This window comes from Halorubrum sp. B53, assembly GCF_059752395.1.
On record NZ_MWTH01000012.1, the window covers coordinates 205,921 to 222,159 of the forward strand.

General features: G+C 68.5%; 20 protein-coding genes and 1 tRNA gene. 10 read left to right on the forward strand and 11 right to left on the reverse strand.

Annotated features, from left to right (window positions below; translation table 11 throughout):
* The first annotated feature begins 207 nt into the window (after positions 1 to 207).
* Positions 208 to 279 (forward strand) — tRNA-Ala (locus B4V06_RS10225).
* 769 nt (positions 280 to 1,048) lie between these two features.
* On the opposite strand, the gene B4V06_RS10230 is transcribed toward B4V06_RS10225, so the two are convergent.
* A complete protein-coding gene (locus tag B4V06_RS10230; protein ID WP_498169633.1) occupies positions 1,049 to 1,540 on the reverse strand; it encodes a type IV pilin domain-containing protein in 492 nt (163 codons plus the stop codon).
* Positions 1,541 to 1,701: 161 nt separating this feature from the next.
* Between B4V06_RS10230 and B4V06_RS10235 the strand changes: the two genes are divergently transcribed.
* Positions 1,702 to 2,478 (forward strand): hypothetical protein, encoded by a 777-nt coding sequence (locus B4V06_RS10235; protein ID WP_498169636.1) that lies wholly within the window; start codon positions 1,702 to 1,704, stop codon positions 2,476 to 2,478.
* A gap of 116 nt (positions 2,479 to 2,594) precedes the next feature.
* On the opposite strand, the gene B4V06_RS10240 is transcribed toward B4V06_RS10235, so the two are convergent.
* Both B4V06_RS10240 and B4V06_RS10245 read right to left on the reverse strand, forming a co-directional pair.
* Complete coding sequence (locus B4V06_RS10240; RefSeq protein WP_255212566.1) at positions 2,595 to 2,954, reverse strand: type II toxin-antitoxin system VapC family toxin; 360 nt, start codon at positions 2,952 to 2,954, stop codon at positions 2,595 to 2,597.
* A 22-nt stretch (positions 2,955 to 2,976) separates the two neighbouring features.
* Positions 2,977 to 3,225, reverse strand: a complete 249-nt coding sequence (locus B4V06_RS10245; RefSeq protein WP_123113802.1) for an antitoxin VapB family protein — start codon at positions 3,223 to 3,225, stop codon at positions 2,977 to 2,979.
* Between the two features lie 183 nt (positions 3,226 to 3,408).
* Here B4V06_RS10245 and B4V06_RS10250 point away from each other — a divergent pair, with 183 nt between their 5' ends.
* The 4 genes from B4V06_RS10250 to B4V06_RS10265 all read left to right on the forward strand — a co-directional run bounded on the left by B4V06_RS10250 (position 3,409) and on the right by B4V06_RS10265 (position 6,608).
* Entirely contained in the window at positions 3,409 to 4,263 is an 855-nt protein-coding gene (locus tag B4V06_RS10250; protein ID WP_498169639.1) for a hypothetical protein, read from the forward strand.
* Between the two features lie 103 nt (positions 4,264 to 4,366).
* Positions 4,367 to 4,501: a hypothetical protein gene (locus B4V06_RS10255; RefSeq protein ID WP_255212565.1), complete on the forward strand. Its 135-nt coding sequence runs from the start codon at positions 4,367 to 4,369 to the stop codon at positions 4,499 to 4,501.
* 63 nt (positions 4,502 to 4,564) lie between these two features.
* Complete coding sequence (locus B4V06_RS10260) at positions 4,565 to 5,128, forward strand: MaoC family dehydratase (RefSeq protein ID WP_123113804.1); 564 nt, start codon at positions 4,565 to 4,567, stop codon at positions 5,126 to 5,128.
* An 85-nt stretch (positions 5,129 to 5,213) separates the two neighbouring features.
* A complete protein-coding gene (locus B4V06_RS10265) occupies positions 5,214 to 6,608 on the forward strand; it encodes an MFS transporter (protein WP_498169644.1) in 1,395 nt (464 codons plus the stop codon).
* Between the two features lie 28 nt (positions 6,609 to 6,636).
* Here B4V06_RS10265 and B4V06_RS10270 read toward each other — a convergent pair whose 3' ends face one another.
* The 3 genes from B4V06_RS10270 to B4V06_RS10280 form a co-directional block, all read right to left on the reverse strand.
* On the reverse strand, positions 6,637 to 7,041 hold the full coding sequence (locus B4V06_RS10270; RefSeq protein WP_498169647.1) for a hypothetical protein: 405 nt from the start codon (positions 7,039 to 7,041) through the stop codon (positions 6,637 to 6,639).
* A 58-nt stretch (positions 7,042 to 7,099) separates the two neighbouring features.
* Positions 7,100 to 8,401 (reverse strand): RNB domain-containing ribonuclease, encoded by a 1,302-nt coding sequence (locus B4V06_RS10275; protein ID WP_498169650.1) that lies wholly within the window; start codon positions 8,399 to 8,401, stop codon positions 7,100 to 7,102.
* Between the two features lie 71 nt (positions 8,402 to 8,472).
* Positions 8,473 to 8,823 (reverse strand): DUF7562 family protein, encoded by a 351-nt coding sequence (locus B4V06_RS10280; protein WP_498169653.1) that lies wholly within the window; start codon positions 8,821 to 8,823, stop codon positions 8,473 to 8,475.
* Between the two features lie 141 nt (positions 8,824 to 8,964).
* Here B4V06_RS10280 and B4V06_RS10285 point away from each other — a divergent pair, with 141 nt between their 5' ends.
* Together B4V06_RS10285 and B4V06_RS10290 are read left to right on the forward strand one after the other, a co-directional pair.
* Entirely contained in the window at positions 8,965 to 9,444 is a 480-nt protein-coding gene (locus B4V06_RS10285; protein ID WP_498169655.1) for a cation:proton antiporter regulatory subunit, read from the forward strand.
* 61 nt (positions 9,445 to 9,505) lie between these two features.
* Entirely contained in the window at positions 9,506 to 10,741 is a 1,236-nt protein-coding gene (locus tag B4V06_RS10290; protein WP_498169658.1) for a cation:proton antiporter, read from the forward strand.
* Between the two features lie 490 nt (positions 10,742 to 11,231).
* Here the strand turns inward: B4V06_RS10290 and B4V06_RS10295 are convergent, their stop codons facing one another.
* The 3 genes from B4V06_RS10295 to B4V06_RS10305 form a co-directional block, all read right to left on the reverse strand.
* Positions 11,232 to 11,678 carry a DUF302 domain-containing protein gene (locus tag B4V06_RS10295; RefSeq protein WP_123113811.1) on the reverse strand — a complete coding sequence of 149 codons (447 nt, stop codon included), beginning with the start codon at positions 11,676 to 11,678 and terminating at the stop codon, positions 11,232 to 11,234.
* Positions 11,679 to 11,729: 51 nt separating this feature from the next.
* On the reverse strand, positions 11,730 to 12,017 hold the full coding sequence (locus tag B4V06_RS10300; RefSeq protein ID WP_123113812.1) for a DUF5789 family protein: 288 nt from the start codon (positions 12,015 to 12,017) through the stop codon (positions 11,730 to 11,732).
* A gap of 416 nt (positions 12,018 to 12,433) precedes the next feature.
* Positions 12,434 to 13,555, reverse strand: coding sequence for an aminopeptidase P family protein (locus B4V06_RS10305; RefSeq protein WP_498169661.1), 1,122 nt, complete (start codon positions 13,553 to 13,555; stop codon positions 12,434 to 12,436).
* Positions 13,556 to 13,651: 96 nt separating this feature from the next.
* Between B4V06_RS10305 and B4V06_RS10310 the strand changes: the two genes are divergently transcribed.
* Together B4V06_RS10310 and B4V06_RS10315 are read left to right on the forward strand one after the other, a co-directional pair.
* Positions 13,652 to 13,792: a hypothetical protein gene (locus B4V06_RS10310; RefSeq protein WP_176329368.1), complete on the forward strand. Its 141-nt coding sequence runs from the start codon at positions 13,652 to 13,654 to the stop codon at positions 13,790 to 13,792.
* 91 nt (positions 13,793 to 13,883) lie between these two features.
* Positions 13,884 to 14,114 carry a DUF7543 family protein gene (locus B4V06_RS10315; protein WP_498169665.1) on the forward strand — a complete coding sequence of 77 codons (231 nt, stop codon included), beginning with the start codon at positions 13,884 to 13,886 and terminating at the stop codon, positions 14,112 to 14,114.
* A gap of 34 nt (positions 14,115 to 14,148) precedes the next feature.
* Here the strand turns inward: B4V06_RS10315 and B4V06_RS10320 are convergent, their stop codons facing one another.
* Both B4V06_RS10320 and B4V06_RS10325 read right to left on the reverse strand, forming a co-directional pair.
* Complete coding sequence (locus B4V06_RS10320) at positions 14,149 to 14,535, reverse strand: VOC family protein (RefSeq protein WP_498169668.1); 387 nt, start codon at positions 14,533 to 14,535, stop codon at positions 14,149 to 14,151.
* Positions 14,536 to 14,580: 45 nt separating this feature from the next.
* The gene (locus tag B4V06_RS10325; RefSeq protein ID WP_498169671.1) at positions 14,581 to 16,074 is read right to left on the reverse strand and encodes a TiaS agmantine-binding domain-containing protein; all 1,494 of its coding nucleotides are present in this window, start codon (positions 16,072 to 16,074) and stop codon (positions 14,581 to 14,583) included.
* Between the last annotated feature and the right edge of the window lie 165 nt (positions 16,075 to 16,239).

A 16,239-nucleotide genomic window follows, 5' to 3' on the forward strand; every position in this document is an offset into this window, starting at 1 on the left:
TGTGGGATGCGTCTCAAAAACGTTAAACACGTTAAGTCTATTAAATACTCTGCCTGCTTCGAGTGAACGTCGCAGGGGAGGCCACCTAATCCCGTCGGTACCGGCGCCCGTCGTCGCGAGCTCGGGGCCGTCGTCGCCTGCGAACCACCCGCGTGCGGGTCGTCGAAAGGTAAGGTACAAATACGAACGGCGATTGGTTTCGGGTGCGGGCTCGTAGATCAGCGGCAGATCGCTTCCTTCGCAAGGAAGAGGCCCGGGGTTCAAATCCCCGCGAGTCCATGTTTTCGCGCCGCGAGCAATATCGCGAGCGGCGCGAAACTGTACCGAGCGGGGTTTGAACCCTGCCAGTCGCGCGCAGCGAACGGAGTGAGCGAGCACGTCTGGCTCTGGTTCAAATCCCCGCAAGTCCACCTAAATTTACTCTACTCCTCGGGATCGATAAATCAAGTCTCGTCTGTTCTATGTTTGAGCTTGTACTCTGATTATTTATTTGCGAGCGGAACTGGTGAGGCCGTTCGTCGCGAGTTCCGTAGCGGTCCGACTCCGGCGAGAGTGAACAGGGTCTCACCGAAGGCGACGTCGAATTGGGTGAACGTCGTGATCCCTCCGAGTATGAAGATCCTTGCGAGATCGACGACGATTAACGGTGTGTTGGTCGCGTCTATTCCCGTATCCGCCAACTGCGAATGCGTCACGGCGACTGTGATTAAACTTCGGATTGTGGGTGTGCTGCGGATAGGCCGGTGGCATTTGTACCCCACTACGCCTGCGAGAGTCTATCGTCACTACGTAAGCTTGTGTATCGCGATAGAACGCTCCGGGGACGCTTGACAAGAGCGAGATTGTCGCGAGATTTCATGACAACCCACCTATGAGAGTGGTAATTGATGCTGCACTTATAGCTAGTTGAGAGTGAAAGAATATTCGAAATGCTCGCATAAAGCATGATTTTGAAACTATTCAAAACCTGTATAAATATTGATGATTGAACTTGTTCCTCAGAGTATAATTAAAATAAGAGGAAATGATACGAGAACGCGTGTTCTAATTAGTTGAATGTGAGGTCGCCAGTACTATTGACCCCATCAAGATCGCTGACTTCGATTGTCTGATCAACGATGATGGAGTCACTCGGAACGTGGATGACTCGGACAGTAATATCTGTATTATTCCCGCTCCCGTCACCGCTCACATCAAATTGCCCAGACTGGGAATCGCCAACGCTGAAGCGGTCGCTAAATTCATTAGCTGAATCTAGCTGATCTCCATTTTCATCCGAGACGATGACACGAAGGGATTCGGAATCAATAGTATCCCCACCATCATGGGAAATTGTCACATTCCGCGTGTCAGCAGCTTCGTCTGTGATATCAACGCTTAGCTGCGCCGTCGGCTGACTGTCGCCGAGCGAGTCACCCAGTCCGAGCACGAACGTCCCGATGACGGCGGCCAGAATCACGGTAATTGCGACCATGAGAATGACCCCGATAACGGGACTCACGGCACGGTCGTCCGAATTGAACAGGTTGCTTGGTTTCATAGTTTGAACCCAGCGATCCACCGATGAACGGTCGCTCCGTTCCGATCGGTTAGCTGGTTATTACTCGCTAGGTAGGCCTGGCTTATGTAGTTAGTGCCATAAATATCAACGGAGAAAATTAGATGCACAAGGTCAAATCCGTTGCTGTGTAAACGATAGCCATGCAGCCCACGGCCCAAGCTCTCGCCCGCACCTACAGCGATCGAGAGTATCCGGACCCGTGGGAGAAGGTCCTCGACTACCGACGCGTACAGGAGTACGCCGCGGAACACCCGAAACACGGTCGAACTCGCGTCGGCAACGCCCTCGATCTACCGCCGTCGCGCGTTCGCGGCTGGCTCAACGACGGGATCCCCGACCCGGTCCGCGGGATCCATACCGCGATCGACTACGGATGGCTCGATCCCGATCCCGACGGCGACACCGCCGCGGGGCTCGTCGAGCTCCTCGCCCACATCCTCGCCGGTGGTAGCATCACGAATCAGACGTTTGTCCCCGCGGTGGCGACCGGCCAACGCGTGGGAGTTGACGAGATTGAGGCGGCGTTCGAGCGAGTCGGTGTCGAGACGACCGTTCGACACGGGACCACCGACGGCCGCGCCACCGAGGTGATTCCCGTGGCCGACGGTTCAGTACTCGGGCGGTGCCTCGTCACGATGGGCGCACCGGCCGGCGACAAAGTGACTCTCGATAGCTTCCCGTCGACTGTTTGGGATGCCCCCGAGTCGGTTCAGCGGTCGTTCGCCCGGATCTATATTGACCACCGAGCGAGGATCTATCCGGAGAAACGGACGATGGTGATTCAGGAGAAGCGGTCGAGAGACTATCTCGAAGGACTCCGTGAGTTCCTGTCGACAGTGACCGACGAGTCGGTGACGCTCGGCGACCGCAACGTGACGATCTCGGCGGACGCGGTCCGCGAGCTGGGTATTGCGTAGCTACTCCAGATCGTCCGCGGTGAGTCCGCCGGCGAGGTACGCGCGACCGAATTCCGTGATCCGGTAGTACCGCGAGTCCACGTTTTTGCATCGCGAGCAACGTCGCGGGCGCCGTTTCAGTACTCGCGAACGTCCACGTCCGGAATTCGATTGAAATCCTTCGGATTCCCGGTGATGACCGGCTCGTCGTGACGTATCGCAGTCGCAGCGATCCTGACGTCGCCCTGCCCGATGCGACTGCCCTCGCGTCGGAGCCGCCCATCGAGGCGCCCGGCGCGTTTCGCGATGTCCTCGGTGAAGTCGATGACTGGGCGCGACTCCAGCACCGATCGGATGCTCTCGACTTCCCGAGCGGCGTTCTCAGAGTAGCCGACGCCGACGTATAGCTCGTACACGACCTGTGCCGGAACCTTCTGGGGAACGCTGCTCGCCTCGATCTCGCGTGCGGCTTCCACCGCCGCGTCGTCGCCGTTCATCAGATCGATGAGAAACGACGAATCAAGTATCATCGTCACCGTCGAACCGGTCGACCAACTCATCGATCTCCCGCGCGCCCGCCTCGTCGGATTCGTCGATAGCGCGCCGGAACTCGTCGGCCGCCTCGTCGCTTAAGATTCCGGCCAGTTCGAGCAGGGACGACCCGCCGATCAGCCGTTCCACGGCCTCGGAGAACGTCTCGTCCGGCCGCTTCTCGCTTTTGATCCGCTCGTACACGTCCTCGTCGAGCCGGACGTTGCGAGTCCCCATACGTATACGTCGTATACGAGCGCTCTTGAAGCTTCCTCCGAGGCGGAATCGGATGAACGCTCCGCCAGCGATCGACAGGCAGCGGTGTGGCTACTTGTCGATCAACGCATCGGCGATCCCGACCTTTTCGCCGACCCCCTCCAACCGCAACGCTTTCGGTATCTGTGGTTGTCACTTTCACACATGTACCGCCGCCAGGTCCTCGCGACCGGAACCGCCCTCCTCTCCGTCTCCCTCGCCGGGTGCGGCCACCCCGCCGTCGTCCTCGACTTCGAGGCGGCGACGACGGAGACGATCGCGGACTCGGTGTCGACGGCCCCGGAGCCCGGCTCCGAAGCGTACGAGGTCGTCGCGTCGGCCCGCGACAACGGCTCGGCCACGCGAAGCGGCCGGTCCGCGCTGTTCGACCGTGTCGACGCGGCCCGGGTCGACGGGCGCGTCTACGAGGTGAGCGAGACGCAGGTCGGGAGCGGCGAGGTGACCGTCTACACGGTCACGGTCGAGGCGGCCGGCGACGACGCGACCGACGGGCTCCGCGAGGTCGCCTACGAGGACCTCCCCGAGACCGACCGCGAGCGGCTCCGCCCGATCCTATCGGGGGACGACCCGCCGGACCCCGACACGGCCGTCGGGATCGACTACGGGACCGCCGCGGAGGTGGGAAACGACTCGGCGTTCGTCCCGGACCAGCGGTACGACGCGGTCGTTCGCGACGGGGAGCGGTACCGCGTCGAGGTCGACTCGCGCACCGCGACGGAGCGCGAGTACCGGTACGAGGTGACCGAGGTCGCGCCCGACGTCGAGGCGTTCGCCGACCGGGTGCGAGACCGGTACCTGTTCGCGCTCTCGGGGCTCTCCGACGCCGAGCGCGCCGTCGTCGAGGAGGCGATCGAGGGCGCGTACTTCGAGGACGACGAGGCGTTCCGGTCGGTGATCGACCGGATCCGGGACCGCGACGGGGTCGACGTACACGACTCCTACGGCACGTGGCTCCTCGCGTACGAGGGGACCGACTACCTCGCGTACGCCGAGTGGTAGCCGGCGCTCGCGGCCGCCATCGGCCGACGGACGGGGAGTCCGCGAGCGCGGCGGCGTCGCACTCTTGGAAGCCATTAAATACTCTCGGCGAATCGGTCGGGACATGGGCGTTTCCGAGATCCTCGAGGGACAGAACCTCTCGCATCGCCAGATGGGCGCGATCATGATCGGCTGGCTGGTGCTGGTCACCGTCGTCTCCGTCGGGCTGCTGCTGTACACGTCGTTCAACTTCGCGTAGCGGCGGGCGTCGACCCCCGCGAACGCACCCCCTTTTTCACGGCCGTCGTCGTCGGTACTCGGTATGACTCGCGACACCGAGACGCGCGACCGCCGGCTCGTCGGCGGCTGGGAGGGACGGTACTACGAGGACTTCGCGGTCGGCGACGTCTACAAACACCCCTACGGGCGGACGGTGACGGAGACGGACAACGTCTGGTTCACCAACCTCACGATGAACGTCAACCCGATGCACTTCAACGAGGCGTACGCCGCCGAGACGGAGTTCGGCGAGCGCCTCGTCGACGGCACCTTCGTCATCGCGCTCGCGGTCGGGATGAGCGTCGCCGACGTGAGCGCTAACGCCACGGCGAACCTCGGCTACGACGAGATCCGCCACCACGCCCCCGTCTTCCACGGCGACACGCTGTTCGCCGAGTCGGAGGTCCTCGACAAGCGCGAGTCCGACTCCCGCGACCACGTCGGCATCGTCACCACCGAGCTGCGCGCGTACAACCAGGACGACGAGCTCGTGCTCTCCTTAGAGCGCACCCCCATGGTGTTGAAGCGCTCGCACGCCGAGCCCACCGCGGCGCGGCCGACGGGCTGGCCCGAGGGGGTCGGGACCCAGCCCGAGGACCTGGACTGAATCGACCGACGCCGTCGCCCGCGGCTCGCGGCAACCCCGGCGGCTACCCCCGAACCTATGCCGCGACACCGCGAACGCCGGCGTAATGGATGCCGCCGAGCGACGGATCGTGGCCTTCACCGCCGGCTCGCACGGGCTCGTCCACACCTACGAGCTCTCGATCCCGATCCTGCTGACGGTGTGGATCGCGGAGTTCTCGACGACCGCGGCCACGCTCGGACTCATCTCCACGGTCGGCTACGGGCTGTTCGGGGTCGGCGCGCTCCCGGGCGGCATCCTTGTCGACCGCTTCGGCTCCAAGGCGCTCATCCTCGCCTGTCTCGGGGGGATGGCGGCGTCGTTCCTCCTCGTGAGCGTCGCCCCGACCCTCCCCGCGCTCGGGCTCGCGATCGCCGTGTGGGGCGTCACCGCGAGCGTCTACCACCCCGCGGGGCTGTCGCTGATCTCCAAGTCGGTCGACCGCCGCGGCACCGCCCTCGGCTACCACGGGATCGGCGGGAACCTCGGGATCGCGCTCGGTCCGCTGGCGACCGCGCTGCTCCTCTTGGCGTTCGACTGGCGGATCGTCGCGGTCGCGCTCACGGTCCCGGCGGTCGTCGTCGCCGCCTACGGAGCCACCGTCGACGTCGACGCGGCGCTCCCGGAGTCCGCGGTCGCCGACGGCGGCGATGGGGGCGGGGGCGGCGACAGCGCCGGCGACAGCAACGGCGCCGGCGACGACAGCGACGGCGACGACGGCGGGGGCGGCGACAGCGCCGGCGACAGCAACGGCGCCGGCGACGACAGCGACGGCGACGACGGCGGCAGCGCCCCCGACGCCGCCAAAGGCGAGGTGTCGCCGTCGACGATCGTCGACGACACCCGGGTCCTCCTCGCTGGCGGGTTCCTGATCGTGTTCGCGTTCGTCACGTTCAGCGGGCTCTACTACCGGACGTTCCTCACGTTCCTGCCGGACCTGCTCGGGGACGCGCTCGGCGGGCTGGTCGACGTCCGGCTGATCGACCCCGACAGCCCGTACGCCGAGGAGTTCGACCTCGCGCGGTACCTGTACGTCGCCGTCCTCATGGTCGGCGTGCTCGGGCAGTACCTCGGTGGACGGATCGCCGACCGGATCCCCCCGGAGCGAGGACTGATGATCCTCATGGCCGTGTTGGCGGCACTCGCGCTGCTTTTCGTTCCCGCCGGCGCGACCACCGCGTCGTTCCTCGCGGTGTCGCTCGCGCTCGGGGTGGCGCTGTTCACGGTCCAGCCGCTCTCGCAGGCGACGGTCGCGGCCTACTCGCCGAGCGAGGCGCGCGGCATCTCGTTCGGCTACACGTACCTCGGTATCTTCGGCGTCGGCTCGCTCGGCGCCGCGCTCGCGGGGTGGGTTCTCACCCGCGCCGGTCCCCGCGAACTGTTCTTCGTGCTCGCGGGAATCGCGGCTATGGGCGCGCTCTCGGCGGCCGCGATAGCCCGGTTCGCGACTCGGCGGGACTGACGACGGGGGTCGCGCGCCCCGACCCGCGTCACTCCTCGGGCTGGTGGTCGTCGGCCTCGCCGCCTTCGCCGTCCTCGTCGGCCTCTTCGCCGACCTCGATCCGCACCGGTCCCCCGTCTCCGGGACCGTCGCCGCCGTCGTCCCCCGACGCGTGGCCCGGCCCGTCGCCGGTCGCGTAGTCGTCGAGCGTGGTCTCGTGGGGGTCGCCGCGATCCCCCTCCAGTTCGCTCAGCGCGTAGCCCACGGCGTAGCCGGTCGATCCCCCGAGGAAGGCGCCGATTCCGGCGCCGATCGGACCGCCGCGGGCGCCGAGGACCGCCCCCGTGAAGCCGCCGACCGTGGCGGCCCGCTCCGCCTCCCGTTCGGCCCGCGAGCGGTCTCGGTCGGCGATCCGATCGGCGGCGCGGCTCTCGTCGCTGTCGTGGTGGGTCATGTCTGCGGGTAGGGGCTCCGGCGGTCTATACGCTTCGCCGAGGGCGGCGAGGGAGCGCTTACGCCGTGTGTTTCGCTTCCTCGGCGTCGTCGACGACCTCGATCCCGCGGTTGTTCACCGCGTGGGGGTCGAGCCCCTGCTCCTGGAGGAACTGCTTGTAGAGTCGCTCGACAGTCTCGCCGTCCTTCTGTCGGTCGCTGGCGTGGTCGCACAGCTCCACGAGATTCTCCGGCACGTCGTTCTCGTGGACGATCCAGTGGTTGATCGTGTCCGAGAGCCGCCGGATAGGCGAGGTGAAGTGGCCGTAGATGTCGAAGTTGAGCGCGTGGTGGCCGCCGAACGGGTCGTTCATGTACTTCGCGCGGGGCATCACCTTCAGCACAGCGCGCTGGATCTTGTTGAGCTGCCGCCCGGGCGATTCCTCTAAGGCGGCGTTGACCGCCTTGCGGGGGTCGTCGCCCCACGCGTCGCCGGGGATGGAGACGCCGTCGAGGTCCTGGATCTCTTTGAGCGCCTCGCTCCACTGGTCGGGCGTCGGCTGCGGGTGGACGCGGTACATCGCCTCGACGCCGCGGTCCCACATCAGGGTGTGCGTCACCGCCTTGTTCGCCTTCAGCATCGACTCCTCGATGATGGTGTGCGCGCGGTCGCGGCGCGGGTTCAACACGAGCGAGCCGTCCTCCTTGCGCTGCTCGTGCATCCGGTCGGCGAGCTCGAAGGCGAGTTCGTTCTCCTCGCCGAGCGGGAGAGAGGGGTCCTCCAGCCGCTCCTCGCACTGCTTGTAGGTGAGCCGCTCGTCGGAGTTGATGACGGACTTGTAGATGTCGATGTCCTCGAACGAGAGCGTCTCGTCGTCGATCTCCATCTCGACGGTGTGCGCGAGCCGGTCCTCGTTGGGGACGAGCGAGCAGACGGTCTCGGCGAGCACCGGCGGGAGCATGTGGATCGTGTAGTCGGGCAGGTAGACGGTGTTCGACCGCTTCACGGCCTCCTCCCACATCGCGGTGTCCGGGGTGACGTAGTGGGTGACGTCGGCGATGTGGACCCACAGCCGGTAGGCGCCCTCCTCGCGCTCGATGGAGATCGCGTCGTCGAAGTCCTGCGCGTCGACCGGGTCGGTGGTCCACGTCGTCAGCTCGCGGAGGTCCTCGCGCTCGTCGATCTCGGCTTCGATCTCCTCGTACACGTCCTCGGTCCGGGTCTCGGCCTCGCGGAGGACCTCGTTCGGGAACTCGTCGGGGATCTCGAACTCCTCGAACAGGTCCGCCCGCTTCTCCGCGAGGCGGTCCGCCAGCTCCGCCGTGATCGTCACGGGGCCTTGGTCCTCGGCGGACCCGGGTTTCGGCTCGTCGTCTGACATACCGGGACCAACGCGGGTCCGTTAGAAAGGCCTGTCGGGGGGCGGACCGAGGCCGCCGAAACGACGGCGCGCTACCGGTCGCGGTCCGACGGGTCCCCGTCGCGGTCGGACCGGCCGCGGGACCCGGTCGCGTCGGCGCCGTCGCGCTCGTCGGTCCCGACCGCGTCGGCGTACCGGCCGAGGAACTCCTCGCGCGAGAGGCCGTCGGCCTCGATGGAACAGATCAGCGACTCGAGCCCGTCGCGGGGCTGGTGGCAGAGCTCGTCGTCGCAGTCGGTACAGAGGTACTCGAACTCCTTGTCGCGCCGGTTCCAGCGGTCGCCCTCCTTGTCGTACTCGCGCGCCTCCTCGCGCAGCAGCGAGTCCCCGCACGCGATGCAGGTCACCGTCCGCCGATCCCGGCTTTTCCGGGAGCGCCACATATCCGCTACCTCGGACCCACCCCACTTAGCGTTTGGTGCGCGGCGGTCGCGCCTCGGGCGGCGACTGGGTCACTGCCGGCCGCCGCCCGAGACGCGGGTCCGACGTGTAAACCTATAACGCTGGCACCGCTCCTCCCCGGTATGACGATCCGCGAATCCGACCTCCCGGGGGTCGGAAAGAAGTTCGAGATCGACCTCGACGACGGCGAGATGGTCGTCGTCATCCATAACACGGGGAAACGCGAGGTGTTCCGGCGGCCCGACCCGGACGCCGACTCGGAGAAGGTGTTCGAGTTCAGCGACGACCTCGCGCGGACGATCGGCTCGATAATCGAGGGCGCGTACTTCCAGCCGGTCGAGCCCGACACGCAGGAGACGACCCTGCCCGGCGGTATCCTCCTGGAGTGGTACGAGCTCCAGCCGGGCTCGCCGCTGATCGGCGAGACGCTGGAGAGCGCCGATATCGGCAACCGGACCGGGCTCGTCGTCGTCGCGGTGCAGCGCGGCGACGAGGTCGTCGAGAGCCCGAGCGCCGACACCACGCTCCGCGAGGGCGACACGGTCATCGGCGTCGGGACGCCCGAGGACTGCGCGGCGTTCGAGGAGCTTCTCACCGGATGAGCGGCCGGTCAGACGCGGTCGGGGCGGCCTCTCGACTCGCCCGTTTCGGAGGTGACCGGTAGTGGCGCTGCTCGACGTCGGCGTCATGTTCGCCGCGGTCGCGGTCGCCGGCTGGCTCGCGAACCGCCTCGGCCAGTCCGTGATCCCCTTCTACATCGTCGCCGGGATGCTGCTCGGGGAGTTCGTCCTCGGGCGGCTCGCGCTGCCGACGGTCGGGACCGTCTACGTCCCCGAGACGGAGTTCATCGCGCTCGGCGCGGAGCTCGGGATCGTCTTCCTCCTGTTTTTCCTCGGGCTGGAGTTCAACCTCGACCGCCTGCTCGCCCGACGGCGCCAGATCGGGACCGCCGGGACGATCGACCTCGCGAACTTCGGCGCCGGGCTCGTCCTCGGCTGGCTCGTCTTCGGCGCGCTCCTCCCGGCGTTCCTGTTCGCCGGCATCGTCTACATCTCCTCGTCGGCGGTGATCACGAAGTCGCTCATCGACCTCGGCTGGATCGCCGACGACGAGGCGGAGCCGCTGCTCGGTACCCTCGTCTACGAGGACCTGTTCATCGCCGTCTACCTCGCGGTGGCCTCGGCGCTCGTGCTCGGCGGCGGCGACGTGGCCGCGGCCGCGACCGACGTCGGCATCGCGGTCGCGTTCATCCTCGTGCTGCTGGCCGCGGTCCAGTTCGGCACGCCCGCGTTCGACCGGCTGGTGGCGACGAGCAACCCGGAGTTCGTCGCGCTCCGGTCGATCGCGACCGTGGTGCTCGTCGCCGGCGCGGCGCTCGCGCTCGGCGTCAGCGAGGCGGTCGCCGCCTTCTTCGTCGGGATGGCGTTCGCCTCGACGGAGTACGCCCACGAGATCGAGACGCTGCTCGAACCCGTCCGCGACACGTTCGCGGCGGTGTTCTTCTTCTGGATCGGGCTCGTCACCGACCCGCTGCTGTTCGGCGGCGTGGCGGCGCTGATCGCGCTCGCGGTGGTCGTGACGACGCCGACGAAGCTCGTCACCGGCTTCCTCGCCGGGCGGGCCTTCGACCTCGACACCAAGCGGTCGACCCGCGTCGCGCTCGGGATGACGACCCGCGGGGAGTTCTCGCTGATCATCGCGACGGTCGCCGTGACCGGGGCTCAGGCGGGGACGTTCGACCCGGCGCTCGCACAGACGATCAACGCGTTCGCGGTCGGCTACGTGCTCGTGATGGCGATCCTCGGGACGACGCTGATGCAGTACTCCGCGCCGTTCGAGTCGATCGCCGTCTCGTGGCTGGATCGCGGCGTGGATAGCGGCGGGACGGACCGGCTGTGATCGATCGACTCGGGACCGTCGGCGGGGACATCTGCCGGTCCGGTCGCTCCTTTATAAATAGCCGAGAGCACACGAACGCAAACGACCTCCAAACCACCAGTCGTTCGGCTGTACGTGATCCGTTCCTCCGCGACGACGACCTCCAAAGCCCCAACCGTGAGCGGGGGACACGCTCGCTGCGGTCCTCAGTCGGTCGCTACCGCTCCCTCCTTGCGGTCCTTACGTCGTCATCAGAACGCAAAGCGTTCTGATTGGCTCACGAGAGCTCCGCTCTCGTGAACGCCTGCCCCCCGCTCACGGCTGCCCCTTTGAGTCCCACCCCGCACGGCACCGCACCTCACGCCTCCCCAGCCTCGTCAGTCGCCTCCGCTTCGCTCCGGCGACTGACTCCCTCGCGGGCTCCTTCGCGGCCGCCGATGGCGGCCGCTCGGAGGCGCGCCACCGCACCGGCTATTTATAAATGAAGTCGCGGAGACGCCTTCTCCGTCGGCTACTCCGCCAGCTCCTCGAACACGGCGTCGACCATCTCGCCGGTGTCGGCGATGATCTCGTCCATCGCCTCGTCGTCGACGGGCATGCCGAGGAGGCGCGCGATCTTCATGATCGAGACGTGGTAGACGACCTGTTCGCCGGGCGACTCCTCCCAGATAATCATGTTGCAGGGGAACAGCCCCCCGATGCGCTTGTCGGTCGCGTCGAGCGCGCGGTCCGCCATCGACGGGTTGCAGGCGCCGAGCACGTAGTACGGGTCGCGGTCGGCGTCGACCTTCTCGTTGAGCATGTCGGACGGGGAGAACTCGACCGGGATGCCGAAGCCGGCGTCGAGGCACACCTCGCGGACGCGCTCGACGGCCGACTCGTGGTCGGTCGACAGCGTCGTCCGCGTCTCGCCGTACTCCTCGGGGTCCAGCTCGTGCGGATCGAAGGGGATCGCCATACGTCGACTCCGCGCCGACGGGGCAAAAAGGCCGCGACGGGGGGGACGCGGCTACTCGGTGGCGACCGGGCCGCGCCCGACGAGCTCCTCGACCTCCGCGACGAACTCGCTGCGGCTCTCGAACAGCGGCACCTCGGACTCCGCGAGCACGTCGTCGAGGTCGCGGGGGCCGTCCGGGCTCCGGACCGCGGCGTCGCCCTCCTGTGCCACCACGTCGCTGCGCTTCGCGGGCCACGTGAGCCGGGACGCGACGCGGGCGATCGGCTCGCCCGCCACGTCCGGTCCCTCGCCGAGCTCGACGGCCGGTTCGCTCTCCTCGGCCTCCTCGTTGTCGCTCATGCCCCGCGGTTCCGCTCCGGTGACACTAATGGTTTCGATGCGGGCCGGCCGCCGCCGCGTTCCGCGGTGACCCGCCTCGGATCCGACCGCTCGATCGATTTCCGCGCTCGCCAGCCGCGATCGGCGGCGAACCGTTCGGATCCCCCTGCCGCCGAGGCCGACCCGAGGACCGAAATAATTCGGTGTCACAACTATACGATTCGACACTAACGTTCTATTGCGGAGTAGGCACACGACTCCCGCATCTCGCGTCGGACGTCCGACGCGCCGGTTCTTCGGGGATTCCCGTCAGAGTCCCCCTCCCGTTCCCCCTTTCCGTCTCCTCTTCGGACGCTTTCGTTTCAACGCCGACCGCGTCGCGGCGCCGCGGCCGGACGAACGCGGACGCAGCCGGTCGCGGTCACAGCTAGCCGCGGTCACCGCCAGTCGCGGTCGGTGTCGTTCAGCCGCTCGCGGCCGTCCGCCGTGACGACGACGAGGTCCTCGATCCGACAGCCGAACCGCCCGTCGAGGTAGACCCCCGGCTCGACGGAGAAGACCATCCCCGGTTCGAGCTCCCGGTCGTTCCCGGCGACGACGTACGGCGCCTCGTGGACGTCGAGCCCCACCCCGTGGCCGGTCCGGTGGACGAAGGCGTCGCCGTACCCCTTCGCCTCGATCACCTCCCGCGCGGCCCTGTCGACCGCCGCGGCCGTGACGCCCGGCTCCACGGCGTCGACCGCGGCGGCCTGCGCCTCCCGGACCGCCTCGTGGACTCGCTCGTACTCCGCCGGGGGGTCGCCGTCGAACACGAGCGTCCGCGTCTGGTCGGAGGGGTAGCCGTCGACGCGCGTCCCGAAGTCGAGCACGACGGGCTCGCCCGCCCGGATCTCGCGGTCCCCGTGGCCGTGGTGCGGCTTCGCGCCGTTCGGACCAGCGGCCACGATCGTCTCGAACGAGACGCCGGTCCCCCCGTGCGCGGCAAGCCGGTCGGCGATCCAGTCGGCGAGTTCGCGCTCGGTCATCCCGACCGCGTCGGCGCCCAGGTCGCGGAGGTCGCGCACGGTCGCGTCCGCGGCGGCGGCCGCCTCGCGCAGCGCCGCCAGCTCGGCGTCGTCCTTCCGGACCCGCATGTCGGCGAGGACCTCGCTCGCGAGCCCCCACGTCGCGTCCGGCGCCGCCGCCCGGAGGTCCTGCGTGAACGTCGCCCACATCGTGTCGTCGACGAGGAGGCGTCCGTCCCGAAGCCCGAGGTCGGCGAGCAGATCGCGAGCGGCCGCGACCGGGTCCTCGCCGTCGGCCCACGTCCGGACGTCGGCGACGGTCGTCTCCTCGCGCACCTGCGTCTCGTACAGCGACGGGACGAGGAGCGTCGCCGGGTCCGCTCCGCCGCCCGCCGCCGGCACCGCGAGCAGGAAGTGCCGCTCGCCGGGCTCCTCGTCGAAGCCGGTGAGGTACTGGAGGTTCCGGCTCGGGAAACAGACCAGCCCGTCGGCGCCCGCGTCCCGGAGCCGCGCGGCGGCGCGCCGCCGTCGGTCCGCGTGGATGTCGTCGGCCATGGGCGACCTCGGCCCGGCGGTCGCTTATAAGTAAGGAGTCGTTGACGGGGCGGCAAGCGCCGCGTAACCATATGGGTCGCCGCGCTACGGAGAGACATGAGCATCGATAACGGGTCCACGTTCGACTGCCCGGAGTGCGACGTGACCGCCCCCTCGGCGTCAGTCCCGTACGACACCCTCGGCTACGCGGTCTGTCCGGTCTGCTCGCACGTGACGAGACCGGTCGACGAGGAGTGACTCGTCGACGACGGGGAGTGGCCCGTCGAGTCCGTTCCGGCTTCCGCGGTCGAACCGGGCCGTTTTAGCCGCCGCGCCCGCCCCGTGAGGTATGAGCTGGTCACTTGGACGCGAGGACGAGACGATCACCGAGTGGGAGCGCTCCGACGGCTACGCGACGGTCCGGGTTCGCGAGCGCACCGACGGCCGGTTCGTCGTCCGCCTCGACGTGATGGAACAGGCCGCCGACGAGTCGGCCTACGAGCGCGAGCGCTTCGACGACCGCGAGGCCGCGCTCGACCGCGCCGCCGAGTGGCGCGAGGAGCGGACCGTCGAGGAATGACCGCGGGAAGCGCCGCGCTCCGTCCGCCCTCAATTTAAACGGACGGCACGTCGTCGGCGAGGAACGCCTGACACTCGACGGTCCGTCCGTCGGGGTCCTCGGCGAAGCACTGATAGATGTCGTACCGCTCGTTCTCGCGCGGGTCCTCGACCGCGCCCGGCGCGCTCGCGGCGTCGCGGCGGTCGCTCGCCTCGGCGAGGCGCTCCCGGACTTCGTCGACCGCGTCGCGGTCGGGGTAGACGAACGTGAGCGTCCCGCACGTCTCGGTCTCGTCGCGGTCGCAGAAGCCGAACAGGAAGTTGTCGTAGCGGAGGATCGTGCAGTCCGGCTGTTCGAGCCACGTCTCGGCGCGCAGCTCCTCGCGGTAGAAGTCGACGACGCCGCCCCTGTTCTCCGTCCCGTAGAAGACGATCCCGGACATGCCCGACGGGTCGCGCCCCGACCACTTCACCGCTCCGGGCGGGACTCACCGCTCCGGGTGGACCGGCGCGTCGAACCCGCCCCTGACGAGCGGCTTCGCCACGTGGCGGCGGGCGCTCGGGGGCACCTCGTACCAGCCGGGCTCCAGCTCGCGGTCGACCTCGCGGTCGACCTTCTCGGGCGCGGCGGTCCCGCAGTCGCGGCAGCGGTACCCCTGATCGCTCCCCGCCGACGACATCGACCGCCCGCAGTCCGGACAGGTCGGCACGGCCGGCTCGGTCCGCACGAGGTCGCGCACGGCGAACTTCTCGAGCTTGAGGGTCGACGCCGGTACCTGCGTCCTCTCGCCCCCGCCGTCGGACTCCCGGACCTCGTGTTCGCCGCACAGCGTCACCCGGTCGCCGGGTCGGAGGGCGCGCACGCGGTCGCGGAACCGCCCGGTCGGCGCGAACGCGACGCAGCGGAGGCGGGCCGCGCCGTTCTCCTCATCCTTCTCGTCCTTCTCGTCACCCTCGTCATCCTTGTCACCCTCGTCACCCTCGTCACCCTCGTCACCCTCGTCGCCCGCCGCGACCTCGACGTGGACGTGGCCCCCCCGTTTCGTCTCCGGCTCGCTCGCGACCGCGCCGGCGACCCGGTACCCCGTGCCGTCGCGGAGGTCGCCGATCCGGCCGGGCGCGAGGTGGGCGTCGGTGCCCTGGTTCGTGAGGAACGTCGCGGCGCGTTCCACGGGCTCGCTCTCGATGGCCTCGGCCACGTCCCGACACGTCGCCGGGTCGTCGCCGCGGATCCCGTGGAGGATCGGGCCGGGGGCGTTGGGGACGCAGACCGCCGCGCCAGTCTCCCGGTCGACGGTGTCCCAGACCGTCGGGTACCCCGCGTCGGCCGCGGCGAAGACGCTCTCGATGTCGACCTCGCGAGGCGTCCCGCAGCGATCCAGCTCGCGGTACGAGATCCGCTCCGCCGTCCAGTCGTCGAACGCGGCCGGCGCGCCGACCGCCGCGAGCGCGCCGATCCTCCCGCGGCCGACGACGGCCGACTCCGCCGTCTCCCCGCCGGTCCCGAACGCGGCGTGCCGGTAGCCGTGCGCCTCGGCGAGCGACAGCGCCTCGTCGAGGTCGAGGCGGTGCCGGAGCGCGCGGCGAGCGAAGTCGGCCACGTCGTCTGGGATCCGCGCCGCCGACGCGTCGCCGTCGCCCGAGGACGCGGGGAGCGCTCCCGGCGCGAACGGGTCCCCGGCGACGTCGACGTCGGCGACGACGAGGCCCGGAGACGTTCGCGGGTCGTCGTCGGCGGCAAACTCGCGCACGGCCTCCGCGGCGAGGTCGAACGCCGCCGCCGCGTCGACGCCGGAGACGTGGACCGCGACGGCGGCGTTCCCCCGCGTCTTGTGCTTCACGGCGGGGTTCAGTCGAACGAGGAGCCGTCGGCGGACCCGCCCGCCGGCCGATTCGAGCCGCTCGGCGAGCCGCGCGCCGACGTACGTCGTGCACATCCCCCGCTCGCGGGAGTCGGTGTCGTCGACGGCGACGATTGGCATACGCGCCCTTGCCCGTTCCCGGACAAACCGGTTTCGCCCGGCCGTCCGGAACCGATCGCGGCGGCCGGCCCCCGCCGACTCGGACTCGGTATTTAACCGCTCCGCCGGCTCCGTCGGGAAAACCGCAAGCGGGCGGCGGTTTCGCGCGGATACAAGTGACACAAC

Bases quoted from the DNA above. Each gene is read 5' to 3' on its own strand.
- B4V06_RS10230 (WP_498169633.1), bottom strand. From the start codon at position 1,540: ATGAAACCAAGCAACCTGTTCAATTCGGACGACCGTGCCGTGAGTCCC.
- B4V06_RS10235 (WP_498169636.1), top strand. From the start codon at position 1,702: ATGCAGCCCACGGCCCAAGCTCTCGCCCGCACCTACAGCGATCGAGAG.
- B4V06_RS10240 (WP_255212566.1), bottom strand. From the start codon at position 2,954: ATGAACGGCGACGACGCGGCGGTGGAAGCCGCACGCGAGATCGAGGCG.
- B4V06_RS10245 (WP_123113802.1), bottom strand. From the start codon at position 3,225: ATGGGGACTCGCAACGTCCGGCTCGACGAGGACGTGTACGAGCGGATC.
- B4V06_RS10250 (WP_498169639.1), top strand. From the start codon at position 3,409: ATGTACCGCCGCCAGGTCCTCGCGACCGGAACCGCCCTCCTCTCCGTC.
- B4V06_RS10255 (WP_255212565.1), top strand. From the start codon at position 4,367: ATGGGCGTTTCCGAGATCCTCGAGGGACAGAACCTCTCGCATCGCCAG.
- B4V06_RS10260 (WP_123113804.1), top strand. From the start codon at position 4,565: ATGACTCGCGACACCGAGACGCGCGACCGCCGGCTCGTCGGCGGCTGG.
- B4V06_RS10265 (WP_498169644.1), top strand. From the start codon at position 5,214: ATGGATGCCGCCGAGCGACGGATCGTGGCCTTCACCGCCGGCTCGCAC.
- B4V06_RS10270 (WP_498169647.1), bottom strand. From the start codon at position 7,041: ATGACCCACCACGACAGCGACGAGAGCCGCGCCGCCGATCGGATCGCC.
- B4V06_RS10275 (WP_498169650.1), bottom strand. From the start codon at position 8,401: ATGTCAGACGACGAGCCGAAACCCGGGTCCGCCGAGGACCAAGGCCCC.
- B4V06_RS10280 (WP_498169653.1), bottom strand. From the start codon at position 8,823: ATGTGGCGCTCCCGGAAAAGCCGGGATCGGCGGACGGTGACCTGCATC.
- B4V06_RS10285 (WP_498169655.1), top strand. From the start codon at position 8,965: ATGACGATCCGCGAATCCGACCTCCCGGGGGTCGGAAAGAAGTTCGAG.
- B4V06_RS10295 (WP_123113811.1), bottom strand. From the start codon at position 11,678: ATGGCGATCCCCTTCGATCCGCACGAGCTGGACCCCGAGGAGTACGGC.
- B4V06_RS10300 (WP_123113812.1), bottom strand. From the start codon at position 12,017: ATGAGCGACAACGAGGAGGCCGAGGAGAGCGAACCGGCCGTCGAGCTC.
- B4V06_RS10305 (WP_498169661.1), bottom strand. From the start codon at position 13,555: ATGGCCGACGACATCCACGCGGACCGACGGCGGCGCGCCGCCGCGCGG.
- B4V06_RS10310 (WP_176329368.1), top strand. From the start codon at position 13,652: ATGAGCATCGATAACGGGTCCACGTTCGACTGCCCGGAGTGCGACGTG.
- B4V06_RS10315 (WP_498169665.1), top strand. From the start codon at position 13,884: ATGAGCTGGTCACTTGGACGCGAGGACGAGACGATCACCGAGTGGGAG.
- B4V06_RS10320 (WP_498169668.1), bottom strand. From the start codon at position 14,535: ATGTCCGGGATCGTCTTCTACGGGACGGAGAACAGGGGCGGCGTCGTC.
- B4V06_RS10325 (WP_498169671.1), bottom strand. From the start codon at position 16,074: ATGCCAATCGTCGCCGTCGACGACACCGACTCCCGCGAGCGGGGGATG.